General features: G+C 65.0%; 14 protein-coding genes and 1 tRNA gene. 9 read left to right on the forward strand and 6 right to left on the reverse strand.

What is annotated here, in order from left to right:
• Both V8J55_RS10030 and V8J55_RS10035 read left to right on the forward strand, forming a co-directional pair.
• A complete protein-coding gene (locus tag V8J55_RS10030; protein ID WP_336445460.1) occupies nucleotides 1–948 on the forward strand; it encodes an acetyl-CoA carboxylase carboxyltransferase subunit alpha in 948 nt (315 codons plus the stop codon).
• Nucleotides 949–1,076: 128 nt separating this feature from the next.
• Nucleotides 1,077–2,588, forward strand: coding sequence for a M48 family metalloprotease (locus V8J55_RS10035; protein WP_336445461.1), 1,512 nt, complete (start codon nucleotides 1,077–1,079; stop codon nucleotides 2,586–2,588).
• Between the two features lie 90 nt (nucleotides 2,589–2,678).
• Here V8J55_RS10035 and V8J55_RS10040 read toward each other — a convergent pair whose 3' ends face one another.
• Nucleotides 2,679–2,852 (reverse strand): Flp family type IVb pilin, encoded by a 174-nt coding sequence (locus V8J55_RS10040; protein WP_336445462.1) that lies wholly within the window; start codon nucleotides 2,850–2,852, stop codon nucleotides 2,679–2,681.
• A 384-nt stretch (nucleotides 2,853–3,236) separates the two neighbouring features.
• Here V8J55_RS10040 and V8J55_RS10050 point away from each other — a divergent pair, with 384 nt between their 5' ends.
• On the forward strand, nucleotides 3,237–3,665 hold the full coding sequence (locus V8J55_RS10050) for a (deoxy)nucleoside triphosphate pyrophosphohydrolase (RefSeq protein WP_336445464.1): 429 nt from the start codon (nucleotides 3,237–3,239) through the stop codon (nucleotides 3,663–3,665).
• Here V8J55_RS10050 and V8J55_RS10055 read toward each other — a convergent pair.
• Nucleotides 3,662–4,513, reverse strand: a complete 852-nt coding sequence (locus V8J55_RS10055; RefSeq protein ID WP_336445465.1) for a methyltransferase domain-containing protein — start codon at nucleotides 4,511–4,513, stop codon at nucleotides 3,662–3,664. The genes V8J55_RS10050 and V8J55_RS10055 overlap by 4 nt on opposite strands.
• Before the next feature lie 24 nt (nucleotides 4,514–4,537).
• Between V8J55_RS10055 and V8J55_RS10060 the strand changes: the two genes are divergently transcribed.
• The 4 genes from V8J55_RS10060 (at nucleotide 4,538) to V8J55_RS10075 (ending at nucleotide 6,279) form a co-directional block, all read left to right on the forward strand.
• A complete protein-coding gene (locus tag V8J55_RS10060; RefSeq protein ID WP_336445466.1) occupies nucleotides 4,538–5,410 on the forward strand; it encodes a ComF family protein in 873 nt (290 codons plus the stop codon).
• Between the two features lie 12 nt (nucleotides 5,411–5,422).
• Entirely contained in the window at nucleotides 5,423–5,683 is a 261-nt protein-coding gene (gene grxC / locus V8J55_RS10065) for a glutaredoxin 3 (protein WP_037518367.1), read from the forward strand.
• 2 nt (nucleotides 5,684–5,685) lie between these two features.
• A complete protein-coding gene (locus V8J55_RS10070) occupies nucleotides 5,686–6,153 on the forward strand; it encodes a DUF1178 family protein (protein ID WP_336445467.1) in 468 nt (155 codons plus the stop codon).
• A 49-nt stretch (nucleotides 6,154–6,202) separates the two neighbouring features.
• Nucleotides 6,203–6,279 (forward strand) — tRNA-Arg (locus V8J55_RS10075).
• Nucleotides 6,280–6,420: 141 nt separating this feature from the next.
• Here V8J55_RS10075 and V8J55_RS10080 read toward each other — a convergent pair.
• Together V8J55_RS10080 and V8J55_RS10085 are read right to left on the reverse strand one after the other, a co-directional pair.
• Nucleotides 6,421–7,596 carry a TonB-dependent receptor domain-containing protein gene (locus V8J55_RS10080; protein WP_336445730.1) on the reverse strand — a complete coding sequence of 392 codons (1,176 nt, stop codon included), beginning with the start codon at nucleotides 7,594–7,596 and terminating at the stop codon, nucleotides 6,421–6,423.
• 3 nt (nucleotides 7,597–7,599) lie between these two features.
• Nucleotides 7,600–9,291 (reverse strand): TonB-dependent receptor plug domain-containing protein, encoded by a 1,692-nt coding sequence (locus tag V8J55_RS10085; protein WP_336445468.1) that lies wholly within the window; start codon nucleotides 9,289–9,291, stop codon nucleotides 7,600–7,602.
• A 323-nt stretch (nucleotides 9,292–9,614) separates the two neighbouring features.
• On the opposite strand from V8J55_RS10085, the gene V8J55_RS10090 reads away from it, so the two are divergent.
• Nucleotides 9,615–10,682 (forward strand): glycoside hydrolase family 43 protein, encoded by a 1,068-nt coding sequence (locus V8J55_RS10090; protein ID WP_336445469.1) that lies wholly within the window; start codon nucleotides 9,615–9,617, stop codon nucleotides 10,680–10,682.
• Between the two features lie 18 nt (nucleotides 10,683–10,700).
• On the opposite strand, the gene V8J55_RS10095 is transcribed toward V8J55_RS10090, so the two are convergent.
• Both V8J55_RS10095 and V8J55_RS10100 read right to left on the reverse strand, forming a co-directional pair.
• Entirely contained in the window at nucleotides 10,701–11,711 is a 1,011-nt protein-coding gene (locus V8J55_RS10095) for an alpha/beta hydrolase (protein ID WP_336445470.1), read from the reverse strand.
• A 21-nt stretch (nucleotides 11,712–11,732) separates the two neighbouring features.
• Entirely contained in the window at nucleotides 11,733–12,695 is a 963-nt protein-coding gene (locus V8J55_RS10100; RefSeq protein WP_336445731.1) for a Gfo/Idh/MocA family protein, read from the reverse strand.
• 89 nt (nucleotides 12,696–12,784) lie between these two features.
• Here V8J55_RS10100 and V8J55_RS10105 point away from each other — a divergent pair, with 89 nt between their 5' ends.
• Nucleotides 12,785–13,810, forward strand: a complete 1,026-nt coding sequence (locus tag V8J55_RS10105) for a glycosyl hydrolase family 43 (RefSeq protein ID WP_443030801.1) — start codon at nucleotides 12,785–12,787, stop codon at nucleotides 13,808–13,810.
• Nucleotides 13,811–13,861: the final 51 nt, after the last annotated feature.

Genomic DNA, 13,861 nt, shown 5'->3' on the forward strand with positions numbered 1-13,861 from the left:
ATGACAGCCTTTCTGGATTTCGAAAAACAGGTCGCCGCGCTCGATCGACAGATTGCCGAATTGCGCGAAATGGGGGACGACCCGACGCTCAACATCGACAATGATATCGCGCAGCTTGAGGATAAGTCCTCGAAATTGCTGCGTGAAATCTATTCGAAACTGACGCCTTGGCAAAAGACGCAGGTCGCGCGCCACCCCGATCGCCCGCATTTTAAACATTATGTCGCCGGCCTGTTCGACGACTGGATGCCGCTGGCCGGCGACCGCAACTTCGGCGACGATCAGGCGATTTTGGGCGGAATGGCGCGATTCCGCGGCCGCCGCGTGATGGTGATCGGCCACGAAAAGGGCGACGATATCCCGTCGCGGATGAAACATAATTTCGGGATGGCGAAGCCCGAGGGCTATCGCAAGGCGATCCGCCTGATGCAGCTTGCTGACCGTTTCGGGCTGCCGGTGGTGACGTTGGTCGACACCTCGGGTGCCTTTCCCGGAATCCAGGCCGAAGAGCGCGGGCAGGCCGAAGCGATCGCACGGTCGACCGAACAATGCCTTGCGCTCGGCGTGCCGATGGTCGCCGCGGTGGTGGGCGAGGGCGGCTCAGGCGGCGCGATTGCGCTCGCCGCCGCGAACCGCGTGCTGATGTTCGAACATGCCGTCTATTCGGTGATTTCGCCCGAGGGCTGCGCGTCGATCCTGTGGCGCACGTCGGACAAGGCGGCCGACGCCGCGGCCGCGATGAAAATGTCGGCGCAGGACCTGCTGGGGCTGAAAATCATCGACCGCATTGTCACCGAACCCGTCGGCGGCGCGCATCGCGCGCCCGAAGTCGCGATTGCGGCGCTCGGCGATGCGATCGAGCAGGAACTGGGCGCGCTGGCAGGATTGCCGCGCGAGACGTTGCTCGCGGCGCGCGAGGAAAAATTCCTCGCCATGGGCCGCGCCTGAACCGGAACCCGATCGCGCGCATTTGCGTTCCCGATCAAGGCAAGGACAAGTCCGGGCTATGGCGCGGCTTGCCTTGTCGTGAATCGAGGATATTCCTTGATGACCAGAAGCATAAGGGAGGCGCGGCAATGACCCGGAAGACGAAAAACGGGCTGGCGATCAAGCTGGCGGCATCGGCAGCGCTCGGCAGCCTGGCCTTGACCGGGGTTGCCGATGCGCAGCTGAAGGCGATCAAGACCGCGACGAGCATTTCGCCCGCCGAACGCAAGCAGGGCACCGACGCGCATCCGCAGCTGATGGCCGAATTCGGCGGCGCTTATAATGGCCCGCAGGCCGCCTATGTGAACCGCGTCGGGCAGAATATCGCCGTTCAGTCGGGCCTGTCGCGCTCACCCAGCGATTTTACCGTCACCTTGCTCAATTCGCCGGTGAACAATGCCTTCGCGATCCCGGGGGGCTATGTTTACGTGACGCGCCAGTTGATGGCGCTGATGAATGACGAAGCCGAACTCGCCGGCGTGCTCGGGCATGAGGTCGGCCATGTCGCGGCGCAGCACAGCAAGAAGCGCCAGTCGGCGGCGACGCGCAACCAGATCCTCGGCGTGCTCGGCGCAGTGCTGGGCGGGGCGATCGGCGACAATGGCGGGCTGCTCGGCGGGCTGGGCGGGCTGCTCCAGAATAATTCGATGCGCGTGGCACAGCTCGCGACATTGGGCTTTTCGCGCAGCCAGGAATTGCAGGCCGACCAGCTCGGCGTCCAATATCTGCGCAGCGCGGGCTATGACACGATGGCGCTGTCGACGATGCTGACGAGCCTCGCCAACCAGACGACGCTCGACGCGCGCCTGTCGGGCGGCGACGCGCGCTCGCTGCCCGAATGGGCGAGCACCCACCCGGACCCCGCGTCGCGCGTGCGCAACGCGCAGACGCTGGCGAGCCGGGCGGGCGGCAGCGGCGGCAACCGCAATGCCGATGCCTTTCTCGCTTCGGTCGATAATGTGCTTTATGGCGACGATCCGGCGCAGGGCGTGGTCGAGGGGCGGGATTTCCTGCACCCCGATCTCCGGCTGCGTTTCACGGTGCCGAACGGCTATGGCATGCAGAATGCCGCCGATGCGGTGTCGGTCAGCGGCAATGGCGGGCAAGCGCAGTTCACGACGGGGCCGTACAGCGGCGACATGAATGCCTATATCGTCGCCGCGTTCAGGGCGGTGGCAGGTAACGCGTCGATCAGCCCCGGCGCGATCCAGCGCACGACGGTGAACGGCATCCCGGCATCCTATTCAACCGCACGCGTGAATACCCAGTCGGGACAGGTCGATGTCACCGTATTCGCTTATGAATTTTCTCGCAGCAGCGCGTTTCATTTCGTCGCGCTGACGCAGGCGGGCGGCGGCAGCGTGTTCAATTCGATGTTCAGCAGCGTCCGGCGGCTGAGCACAGCGGAAGCGGCGGCGATCAGGCCGCGGCGGATCGATGTCGTGACCGTCGGGCGCGGCGATACACTCGCCAGCCTCGCGCGGCGAATGGCTTATAGCAATTATCAGACCGAACGGTTCCAGGTGCTCAACCGCCTGACCGCATCGAGCCGCCTGACCCCGGGACAGCGGGTGAAGATCGTCGTGTACGCGAGCAGATAATGCTTTTGGCGGGAACATGAAAAAGGGCGGTGGATCGCTCCACCGCCCTTTCCGATTTCCGCCGCGATAAGCGGCGCGAGCACAACGAGATTACTTATTCTTGTTGTTGAGCTCGGTCGAAACCTTGTTGAAGGTGTTGCCGACGCTGTTGCCGACTGCGCCCATCGCGGCGATGCCGGCGACGGCGATGAGGGCCGCGATCAGGCCATATTCGATGGCGGTGGCGGCTTTGGTATCGCGAACGAACTTCTTGATGAACTTCATGACTGGTCTCCTGATTTCACTTACCCTGTTGACGGTCTGGTCTGGGTCAACATCTGGGGGTTTAGGGCGAATAGGTTTTGAAAATCTTAATGGCATCCGCCCGAAACCGGTGAACGGCTGCCCCGAAACGAGGCCGCCGCCGCGGTGCTACATATTATTTTCGGCAGCGTTCGAGACGCGTCCCCACATGCTGTTGGTGGAGTTGGCGACATTGCTTACCGCAACGACGGCCGCCAAAAAGACAAGGGCCAGGATCAGCCCGTATTCGACGGCTGTAGCGGCCCTGGTCGACCGCATCAGCCTGTAAAAGTTTCGCATTGTTCCACCCCTGACTGAATTTATAGTTCCCGAGGGTGCCCATATTTACACAGGAAGGTTAACAATTTGTCCGTGCCAAACCCCGGAAAGCCGCAGGAAAGCTCGCTCGTTGTCGTGGCGGCCGCGCTCGTCGACCGCGACGGAAGGCTACTTGTCCAGCAGCGCCCCGACGGTCTGTCGATGGCGGGATTGTGGGAATTCCCCGGCGGCAAGCTGGAACCGGGCGAGACGCCCGAGCAGGCGTTGATCCGCGAACTGGGCGAGGAACTTGCGATCGATGTCGATCACGCCTGCCTCGCGCCCGCCTGTTTCGCGAGCGACATGCTCGGCGACCGGCATCTGCTGCTGTTACTGTTCGTCTGCCGCAAATGGCGCGGGGTGCCGGCGGCACAGCACGCCAGCGCGCTGCGCTGGGTGCGCCCCGTCGAACTGCACGGCCTCGACATGCCGCCCGCCGACAAGCCGCTGATCGGCCTGCTGGAGGCGCTGATCTAATCTTTCGGTTTGAGCGCTTCGGCGAGCGAGGCGGTGCCGCTGCCGCGCCGCGCGGGTTGCGGCTGGTCGGGATGCGGCGCCCAGCCGCTGAAATGGACGATGCGGAAGCTTTCGGCAATCCGGCCGTCGGGATCGGCCTGGCCTGCGAAAGCGGCGGCAATCCGGACCGTTTCCTCGCGCGTCAGCGGCGGCGGCGCGGGCGCGAGCCGGCTCGACAGGCCGGCGGCGCGCAGGTCGCGCACCAGCGCGAACCAGTCGCCATAACGCACCGTCAGCGCGTCGACGTCGACGACGGGCAGCGTGAAGCCGACGCGCTGGAGCAGATTGCCCATCGCGGCGAGGTCGATCTGCGGATGCAGCCGCGCGACCGAACGCACGCCATCGGTCATAACCGCGCGGCGCAGCCGGGGCAGGCTGCCGTCGCCGACGAAGGCGCCGAGCAGCAGGCCGTCGGGGGCGAGCAGCGCGCGGAGGCGGAGCAGCGCGCCGGGGACGTCGTTGACGCTATCGAGCCCCCCGGGCCAGACGATGAGATCGAAACTGGCGAAGGGCAGGTCGATCGCGTCGGCCTCGACCGCGATGGCGCCGCTGCGGGCGGCAAGGCGCGACCCCGCCTCGGCGATGGTGAGGGTGGTGCCGGTCGCGCGCAGATGATCGGCGAGCGCGGTGTCGTGCGCGCCGATTAGCAATGTGCGGGAAAACTCGCGCGTCACCATCGCCAGCCGGTCGAGCAGGGTTTCGGCGATGAGCGGCGCGAGGAAATTGGCCGATGCGGGCAGGTGCGCCATGCGGTCGCGCTGGGCGCGGTGGCGGGCCGGAGAGAATAGCGGGCGGGGAGGCTGCGACATGCGCCGCTTGTGCCGTCCCGGGCGATGCTTCACAAGCCGGTGATGGCGACGACGACGGGGGATGTCGAAAAAGATGGCGCGCCGGCCGGGGCATGGCTGGGCGGATTGCGCGCCGCGGCGCGTGCGATCGTCGATTATGCGCTGCCGCCGCGCTGCCCCGGCTGCGGCGTCATCGTCGGCGAAGACCGCCAGTTCTGTCTGACCTGCTGGTCGTCGCTTCACTTTCTCGATGGACCGTCCTGTTCCCGCTGCTCGATTCCGTTGCCGACAGCCTTGCCCGGCGGGTCGAGCCTATGCGGCGCGTGCCTGGCGAACGCGCCGCCGTTCGAGGGCGCGCCCGCGGCGGTCGCCTATGGTCCTGTCGCGCGCACGGTGGCGCTGCGTCTCAAATATGGGCGGCGGGCCGGGCATGCCCGGTTGATGGCGCGGCTGATGGCACGGCAGCTCGCGATGCTGGGGGATATCGATGCGATGCTGCTGGTTCCGGTGCCGTTGCACCGCTGGCGGTTGTGGTCGCGCGGGTTCAATCAGGCGGCGTTGATCGTGGACGAACTGGCGCGGCTGACGGGCGCGCCGCGCGATCATCACCTGCTTTTGCGTACCAAGGCGACGGCATCGCTGCGCGGCAAGGGACGGCGCGAGCGCGACCGGATCGTCGCCGGCGCCTTTGCGCTGGCGGGCGATGCCAAGGCGCGCGCGGCGGGGCGGCATCTGGTGCTGGTCGACGACGTCCACGCCAGCGGTGCGACGCTGCGCGCGGCGGCGCGGGTGCTCGGGCGCAGCGGCGCGGCGCGCGTCTCGGCGCTCACCTGGGCGCGCGTCATTCCCGATGCCCTGATGACAAGCAACATATTTGACTTTGCTTCGTTGGATTCCGATATGGCGAATGAAGGATGACAGGATAGCCGCATGGCCAAGATCGAAGTGTTTACGAAGTTCTTCTGCCCCTATTGCTCGCGCGCCAAGGCGCTGCTCGAACGCAAGGGCGTCGAATATCAGGAAATCGACCTGACGATGGACCGTGCCGGGTTCGACGCGATGGTCGAGCGCGCGGGTGGCGCGCGCACCGTCCCGCAGATATTCATCGACGGCAAGCATATCGGCGGCAGCGACGATATGGCGGCGCTCGACGCGCGCGGCGGGCTCGATCCGTTGTTGGGACTGGGCTGACCTTGATCGTTTTCGACCTTTGCTGCGCCGCCGGTGATCACCGTTTCGAGGCCTGGTTCGCGAGCAGCGAGAGTTTCTCCGACCAGCAGGCGCGTGGGCTGATCAACTGCCCGGTGTGCGGCGATGACGATGTGAAAAAGGCGGTGATGGCGCCGCGGGTCGGTGCCAAGTCCAACCGTCAGGGGGCGGTGCAGCCGCCCACCAAACCGGCGGATTCGCCCGAGCCATCGCCCGACCTGGTGCGCAAATTGTTCGCCGACATTGCCGCGAAGCAGGCCGAAATGCTGCCGCAGTCGCGCTGGGTCGGGCGCGATTTCGCCGATGCAGCGCGTGCGATGCACGAAGGTCGCGCGGCCGAAGACCTGATCCATGGCCAGGCCTCGCCCGAAGAGGCGCAATCGCTGCACGACGACGGGATCGCCGCGATGCCCCTGCTGGTGCCGATCGTCCCGCCCGAGGCGGCCAATTGATCCATCGCGATTGACGCTTTGCGCGCTGCACCGCTAAACGAGCGGCGGCGCACCCGTAGCTCAGCAGGATAGAGCATCAGATTCCTAATCTGGGGGCCACAGGTTCGAATCCTGTCGGGTGCACCATTTTTCCGCCTGCCCGAATTCGATCGCCGTCGGCAGCGCTTCCGCCTCTTTCGTTCCGCCCGTCAGATAGGGGATGTTGGATCGCAATGCGAAGGGGTGATCGATCTCGCGCGAGATCGATCACCCTCCACGCCCGAATGCCTACATTTTGAAGCTGGCGCGGACGTAATAATAGCGTCCGGGCAAGTCATAGGCGGTGGGATCGAAATTGTTGATGTCGCAGCTGATGCACCCCGGCGCCTTGACGTTGAACAAATTGTTCACGCCAAGCGCGAAGCCGAAGGCCTCGGGATCCTCCGCCGGGAACCAGCGCAGCTGGAAATCGGTGTAGAAGCGCGCCTTCAACTTGTTGTCATTGGCCAGTGGTTCGCGGATCGCCGAAACATAACGGCCGGTCAGCGTTGCGCCGATCGATGTGCCGTCCCAGTCGAGGATCCCGACCGACTTCCATTTGGGGAAGGCCTGGCTGGGACTGCCCTGTTCGGTCCCTTCGCGGCTGACGACCAACGAGCCGTCGGCGGTCGGCACGATCACGTCATATTGGGTGAGGAAGGTGTTGTTCCAGGTGAAGCCGAACCGCCCGGCGGACGTTTTCTGTGTCCGGTAGGTCAGGTTGGCGTCGATCCCTTTGGTACGGATGCCCGCGATATTCTGGAGCAGGCCCTCGACGAAGGTCAGCTGGCCGCCCGCTGCGCGGGTGACGAGCGCGCAGGCGTCGGCATCATTCTGCCCGGCACATTGCGCCAGCGTGATCTCGGCATTCACCGCCTGGATCGCGCCCTTGATCTTGATGTCGTAATAATTGGCCTCGATCGACAGGCCGGGGATGAAGCCGGGACTGTAAACGCCGCCGAAAATCCAGCTCTTCGAACTTTCGGCTGCCAGATCCTGATTGCCGCCGACGAGCACCGAAATTTGCGGATTGGCCTGCGCATAGCCGGCGGCCGGAACCCCCTGCGCGATGCAATTGGTCCGAACGGTTGAGTTATTGTTCCAGTTCTGGCCTGTGGTCGTCGAGGTCGAGCAGGGATCGTTGATCTGCTGGTCGAAGCGCGACTGGGTGCCGAACAATTCGCCGATCGACGGGGCGCGGAAGCCTTCAGCATAGGAGGCGCGGAGGCGCAGGTCCTGGATCGGTTTCCAGTTGACCCCACCCTTCAGCGTCGTCGTCGAGCCCGAAGTCGAATAGTCCGACCAGCGCACCGCGCCGGTGAATTCGAGCAGGTCGAAGAAGGGCGTGTCGGACAGCACCGGAGCGCTGAGTTCGGCATAGGCTTCCTTGACATTATAGCTGCCGCGCGTCGGCAGCGCCGGGATGTCCTAACTGAAGCCCGCGGCGACGATCGGGTCGGGATCGAAGCTGCCTTTCAGTTTGCGATATTCGACCCCGACCGCGATGCCGAGCGGCCCGCCCGGCAGATCGAACAGGCTGCCGGTCAAATTGGCCGAGGCGCTGAAGGTCGACTGGCGGCTGCGGTCGCGCTGGGTGAACATGACATAGTCCATCATCGGCTGGGTGATCGAACCGACCCCGCCGAAGATGTTGAACGGCACGCATTCGCCGGTGCAGGCAGCGACCGGGCCGAGCGCGCGGCGCAGGCGATCCGAATTGATGTTGCCGAACATCGTCTGCTTGGCCTTGTTGCGGCCATAGGCGGCGTTGACGTCCCAATACCATTTGCGCCCGCCGCCGAACTCGAAGCTGCCGTCGAGCGTCGCGACGCCATAGAGGGTCGTCACGGTCTGGTTGAAGCGGCGCGGGCCGCCCTCGACGAAGCGGCGATAGACCAGATCGGTGTTGCTCGCGTCGAGCGTTACCCCGAACGGATTGAAGGGGTTGGTCGCATCGACGGTGATCGCGTCGAGTACCGGCGTCAGCCCCGCGGCGGGGCCGAAACCGAAGGGCAGCGGCGCGGCCTGGTTCTTCGATTTGCGCTGGTTCCAGATCCCGCGAACCGAGAAATTGATGCTGTCGGAGATTTCCTGGCGGGCGTTGATAAAGGCGCCATAGCGCTCGACCGGAATCTGGAGATAGTTGAACGGGCCGAAATTGAAGCGGTCGGCGTTGCCAAAGGCCTTGAAATCGCTTGCCGGATCGGTTGGATTGCCCGCGTTATACATGGGGTTGCGGCCGATTACCGGGCCGCGCAGCGTCAAATCATTTCGGGCGCCAGGCGCCCCGAAGACGATAAAGCGTCCGAGCGGCACGAAGCCCGAACAGCCGCCATCGAGGCAGGTGTTCGAATAGGGCGCAGGGAAACGCGAAATCGCGCGGCTGCCCGCGAGGACGCCGTCCTGCTGGACATAGTTGGCGCCGACGACGATCTGCGTTGGGCCGCGGCCATTGCCCCAGCTAACCTGCGCGCTCTTGGTAAAGCCGTCGCCCTGGCCATAACCGCCGACCTGCGCGCTGGCGCGGAGCCCCTCCTGGCTTTTCTTGGTGATGATGTTGACGACGCCCGCGATCGCGTCGGACCCGTAGATCGCCGAGGCGCCGTCCTGCAGCACCTCGATGCGCTCGATCGCGCTTTCGGGGATCGAGTTGAGGTCGGTCGATCCGGGGACGCCGCTCGCCGAAGCGCCGTTCACATAGCGGATGCCGTCGACGAGCACGAGGACGCGGCGTGAGCCGAGGTAGCGCAGGTCGATTTCCGCCGCGCCCGCGCCGACGCCGCCGCCGTCGGGCGGATTGCCGAGGTTGCCGCTGTTGTTGAACTTGCTGTTGAGACCGCCGCCGGAACTGGGCAGCCGCTGGAGCACGTCGTTGACCGAATTGAGACCGGTCTTCGCGATATCCTCCTGACCGATGAACGCGATCGGGGCTTCCTGATCCAGCGGGTCGCGGCGGATACGCGAACCGGTGACGACAATGGTTTCCCCCGATGTTTCGGCCGTGCTGTCCTGCGGAAGCGGTTCCGATTGCTGTGCGTTGCCGGGGGCGGCGCTTGCCAGAGCTGCCGCGACGGCGATGACGGCTGTTCCCGACCGAGCAAATTGCTGGAATTGGGTCATTATCCTCTCCTCCTGTTGTTTTCAGGCATATGTGTGCGGCCGCCGAAATCCGGCAGCCGCGTCAGCAACGCTCGGGAAAAGGGTTAGGATGAACGCCAAGCTCCCGCCGCATACGAATCATGCGGCGCTGTGGCCCTAGGGCCACAGTCCGGATGGAGCGCGAAATCCTTACGTGATTGGCCGGCCGCGCTCACAATATCCGAGTGAAAGCTGACAGGCCGCTACCGGCCAGAACGCATCCACGCATACGCGCCCAAGTCGCCGGTTGCCAACTTGATCATACTTATATTATAAATAATGATCAGAACAATGAGGAGAGGCGCATGCTTTTTTCGGGCTCGGCCAACCGTCTTGCGCGCCGTTTCGTCCGGCGGGTCGCGTGGGGTGTTGCTGTCGCGGCAATCGGCGGTCTGGCATCGCCTGCGGCGGCTGAGGAGGCGAGTGTCGCCACCTTCGTCAACCCGCTGCTTCCCTCGGGTCCCGATCCGTGGATCCTGCAGCACGGCGGATATTATTATTACACCCATACGCTCGGCGACCGGATCGCGCTGTGGCGGACCGACAATGTCGCGAGGCTGGGCGAGGTCGAGCCGGTGACCGTCTGGACGCCGCCGAAGGAGGGGGCGAACGCGCATTCGATATGGGCGCCCGAACTGCATCGCATCGATGGGAAATGGTTCCTCTATTATTCCGCGACCGCCAGCGGTTTCACCGACGACGATCATCGCGCGGTCTTTGTCCTGGAAAACGCGGACACCGATCCGATGCGCGGCAAATGGATCGATCGCGGCCGCGTCAACACGGCGCACGCCGGGATCGACGGCACCGTCTTCGATCACGGCGGCAAACGCTATTTCGTCTATTCGCCCTATATCGGACCCGACAGCGCCATCGCGATCGCCGAGATGGCGAATCCCTGGACGCTAAAGGGACGCGAGGCGGTGATCGCGCGGCCCGATCACGCATGGGAACGGCAGGGCGGGCGGCAGATCGTCGAAGGTCCCGAATTCCTGGCGGGCCCGAAGGGCGACCTGTTCCTGACCTATTCGGCCAGCGCCTGTTGGTCGGACGATTATTCGCTGGGGCTGCTCCGCGCGCCGCCGGGTGCCGATCCGCTCGACACCGCCGCGTGGAGCAAGTCGCCGCAGCCCGTCTTCAAAAGCGCCAATGGCGTTTATGCGACCGGGCATAACGGCTTTTTCCGGTCGCCCGACGGCCGGGAGAACTGGATCATCTATCATGCCAATCCGGCCGCGGGCATGGGCTGCACCGCAAAACGGGCCCCGCATATCCAGCGTTTCGGTTGGACTGACGCGGGCTGGCCCGAATTCGACAAGCCCGTCGCCATAGGAAAAAGGCTTCCGGTGCCGTCGGGTGGCCGCGAGCGCTAGGCGCGTCCGGCACCGGCATCATCCCAGAAGCCCGTGGGCGGCGGCAAAGGCCAGAAGCAGGTCGGGCCAGCGTGACGCGGGACTCGCGGTGGGCAGGTTCGGACCGAAACCATGCCCGCCGGTTTCGAATAGGTGCATCGATACGCTGCGCCCTTGCGCGAGCATCGCCCGATAAGCGAGAATGCTGTTTTCGACCGGCACGATGTCGTCATCGCCTGCCGCGACGAGGAACATCGGTGGGGTATCGTCCGTAATGCGGCGGTCGACCGAATATCGATCGACAAGCGACAAGGGCGCGGCCGCGCCGATCAGCGCCGCACGCGAACCGGAATGCGTGATGTCGGCCTGCATCGAGATGACGGGATAGAGCAACGCCGCCAGATCGGGCCGCGCCGATTGTCGGTCGGCGGCATCCACAGGGGAATAGACGTCTTCGCCGAAACGCGTTGCAAGCGATCCCGCGAGGTGGCCGCCCGCCGACGAGCCGAGGAGCATGATCCGGTCGGAAGCAACGCGATAATCGTCGGCGCGGGCGCGAATCAGCCGCAGCGCGCGCTGTGCATCCTGCAACGGCACATCCGAATGCCGGACCCAGCCTTCGCCGGGCAGGCGATAGACGAGGATGAAGGCAGTAATGCCCCGGGCCGTCCAATAGTCGGCCTCGCGCAGGCCGTCGTTGTCGACATATTCGACCCCATAACCGCCGCCGGGCATCAGCAATATCGCCGTGCCATTCGGTCTGGCGGGACGGCAGACGAACATCGCGGGATCGGAAATCCCGCTCACAACGCGGTTGAGGAAGGAGGGGGTGCCGCGGTCCTCGATCTTGAACGGCGGCAGGCGCGAAGGCGTGCCCGGCGCCGCGCCGGGCCAGAGCCGGACAAGTTCGCGGCCCGGCCAGATTTGCTCGACATCGGTTGGCGCGGGGTTTGCGGCAAGCGCGCGCGGCGCTCCCATCGCCAGCGCCGCCCCGCCGGCCAGTCTCAGGAGGGTTCGCCGATCGAGGGCTTCGCTATCGTTCGGGATCACGAATCTCCTGCCGGTTTCCTCTCAAAATTCAAACGGCGGCGCACTGCGGCGCGTGCCGAGGTCATATGTTTGTTCGACGAGTTCGAGCGGCGCGGTGTCGGCATCGATTTCGCCGGCTTCGACCAGCGCGTGGAAACGGCTATAGAGGCGGGGATATTCGCGATTTTCGCCGCTATGCGGCGCGGCGCCGGGTAGCTCGACGGTGGCGCCGCCGTCGCGCAGGGTCAATTGCCCGGCATCGGTTGCAATTTCGATGTCCCAGCGCGGCGCGCCGGTGAACAGGAAATCGAGATCGGCTTCGATCTTATAGCCTTCGGCGCTGCGCAGCGTGCAGGCGGCGGCGATCGCGGCCGACCGGTTGCCTGGAATGTCGAGGGCCGCGGTCTCGACCTCGAAGCGTGCCGGCAGGATGCGGGTCAGGATCGAGAGCGCGTTGATCGCGGGATCGAAGACGCCCATGCCCGCACGCTCGAGAATCCACTCCTGCCCAGGGTGCCACTGGCGAATGTCCTCCTTCCATATGATCCGCCCGCCGGTTACGGAGCGGCCCGACAGCCAGTCGCGCGCGGTGTCGACCGCGGCGGCTTCGCGCGAGTGCCAGGACGCGAACAGCGTGACGCCTTTTGCCGCCGCATGGCGCGCCAGCGCGTGCACTTCGTCGGCGGTGACGCCGGGCGGCTTTTCGAGCATCACGTGCAGGCCGGCATCGATCGCGCGGCGCGCGATATCGGCTCGTCCTTCGGGCGGGGTGCACAGCGACACGGCGTCGAGCTGGACACCGGCGGCGAGCAGTTCGTCGAGGTTGCGATAGCCGGGCACGCCATCGACCGAATCGTTGCGGCTCGCGGTCGCGACCAGCCGGTAGCGCGGATCGGCCGCGATCGCCGGCAGGTGCTGGTCGCGTGCGATCTTGCCGATACCGACCAGCGCGAGGCGGATTTCCGCGCCTTCGCGCGCCCTCGAAAAATCTTTCCTCTCGTCCATCGCGTCCTCTTTATTTATCATATATATCTGCTTATACGAGATTAGAGCTTATGCAAGGGGCCGCGCAAGGTCCGCACAGGGGAGAGTTTATGCCGCTTCGCAGACTGTCGATGGCTTGCTTCGCGCTCGCCGCCCTGATGGCGCCGGCGCTGGCGCAGGATAACACGCAGCCGGCCTCGGCGCCCGACACCTATGTCCATCCGGACAAGGCCTATCTGTTCGCGCATATGAAGACCGGTCATTATGGCATCCTCTATTATTCGGTCAGCCGCGACGGTCTCTATTGGACCGAGCTCAATGGTGGAAAGCCGGTGTCGAAGGATTATCACGGCCACGCTTCGATCGCACAGGGGGCCGACGGGCGCTATTATCTGGTCGGCAACAAGAGCGACGAGGACCCGCTGATCCGCTTCTGGGTGTCGGACGACCTAGTGACCTGGACGCCCTATGGCACCTATCAGCCCGATCTGCAGTCCGCGGTCGGCCTCGCCAATCCGCTCCAGCGCATCGGCGCGCCCAAGCTTTATTTCGACAAGCCGTCGAAGCGCTTCCTGCTGAGCTGGCACACGCCGACCGTGCCGGGGTCGGCGAGCGACCCCGAGCGCTATTGGGAAAGCCAGCGCACGCTTTACGTCCTGTCGCCCGACCTCAAAAGCTTTGCCGGGCCGCCGCGGCGCCTGTTCGAATGGGAGATGGCGACGATCGATACGGTCATCCAGCCGAACCCCGAAGGCGGCTATTGCGCGATCCTGAAGGACGAGCGTTACCCCTCCTACGCCTGGACGACGGGCAAGACCGTCCGCATCACCTGCGCAAAGGACATGTCCGGCCCCTATCCGACCCCCGGCCCGGCGCTCAGCCCCAATTTCCGCGAGGCGCCGACGATCATCCGCGCCCCGAACGGCGCCGACTGGCTGCTCTATTACGAGCAATATGCCGGCACCAGCTATGGCGTCTCGAAGGCGCCGCGGCTCGAGGGGCCTTGGTTCCAGATGTCGGGGAACAGCGGCGTGACCGAATGGAACCGCTATGCGGTGCCCGCGGGCGCACGGCACGGATCGATGATCGAGATCAGCAAGGCGCAGTATGACAAGCTGGTCGCGGCCTTCAAATGATATTGAATCAAGTCAGGAAATAATGTGACGGACGACAAGCAAGATGGCGGA

The organism is Sphingopyxis sp. CCNWLW2, assembly GCF_037095755.1.
Classification (GTDB): Bacteria; Pseudomonadota; Alphaproteobacteria; order Sphingomonadales; family Sphingomonadaceae; genus Sphingopyxis.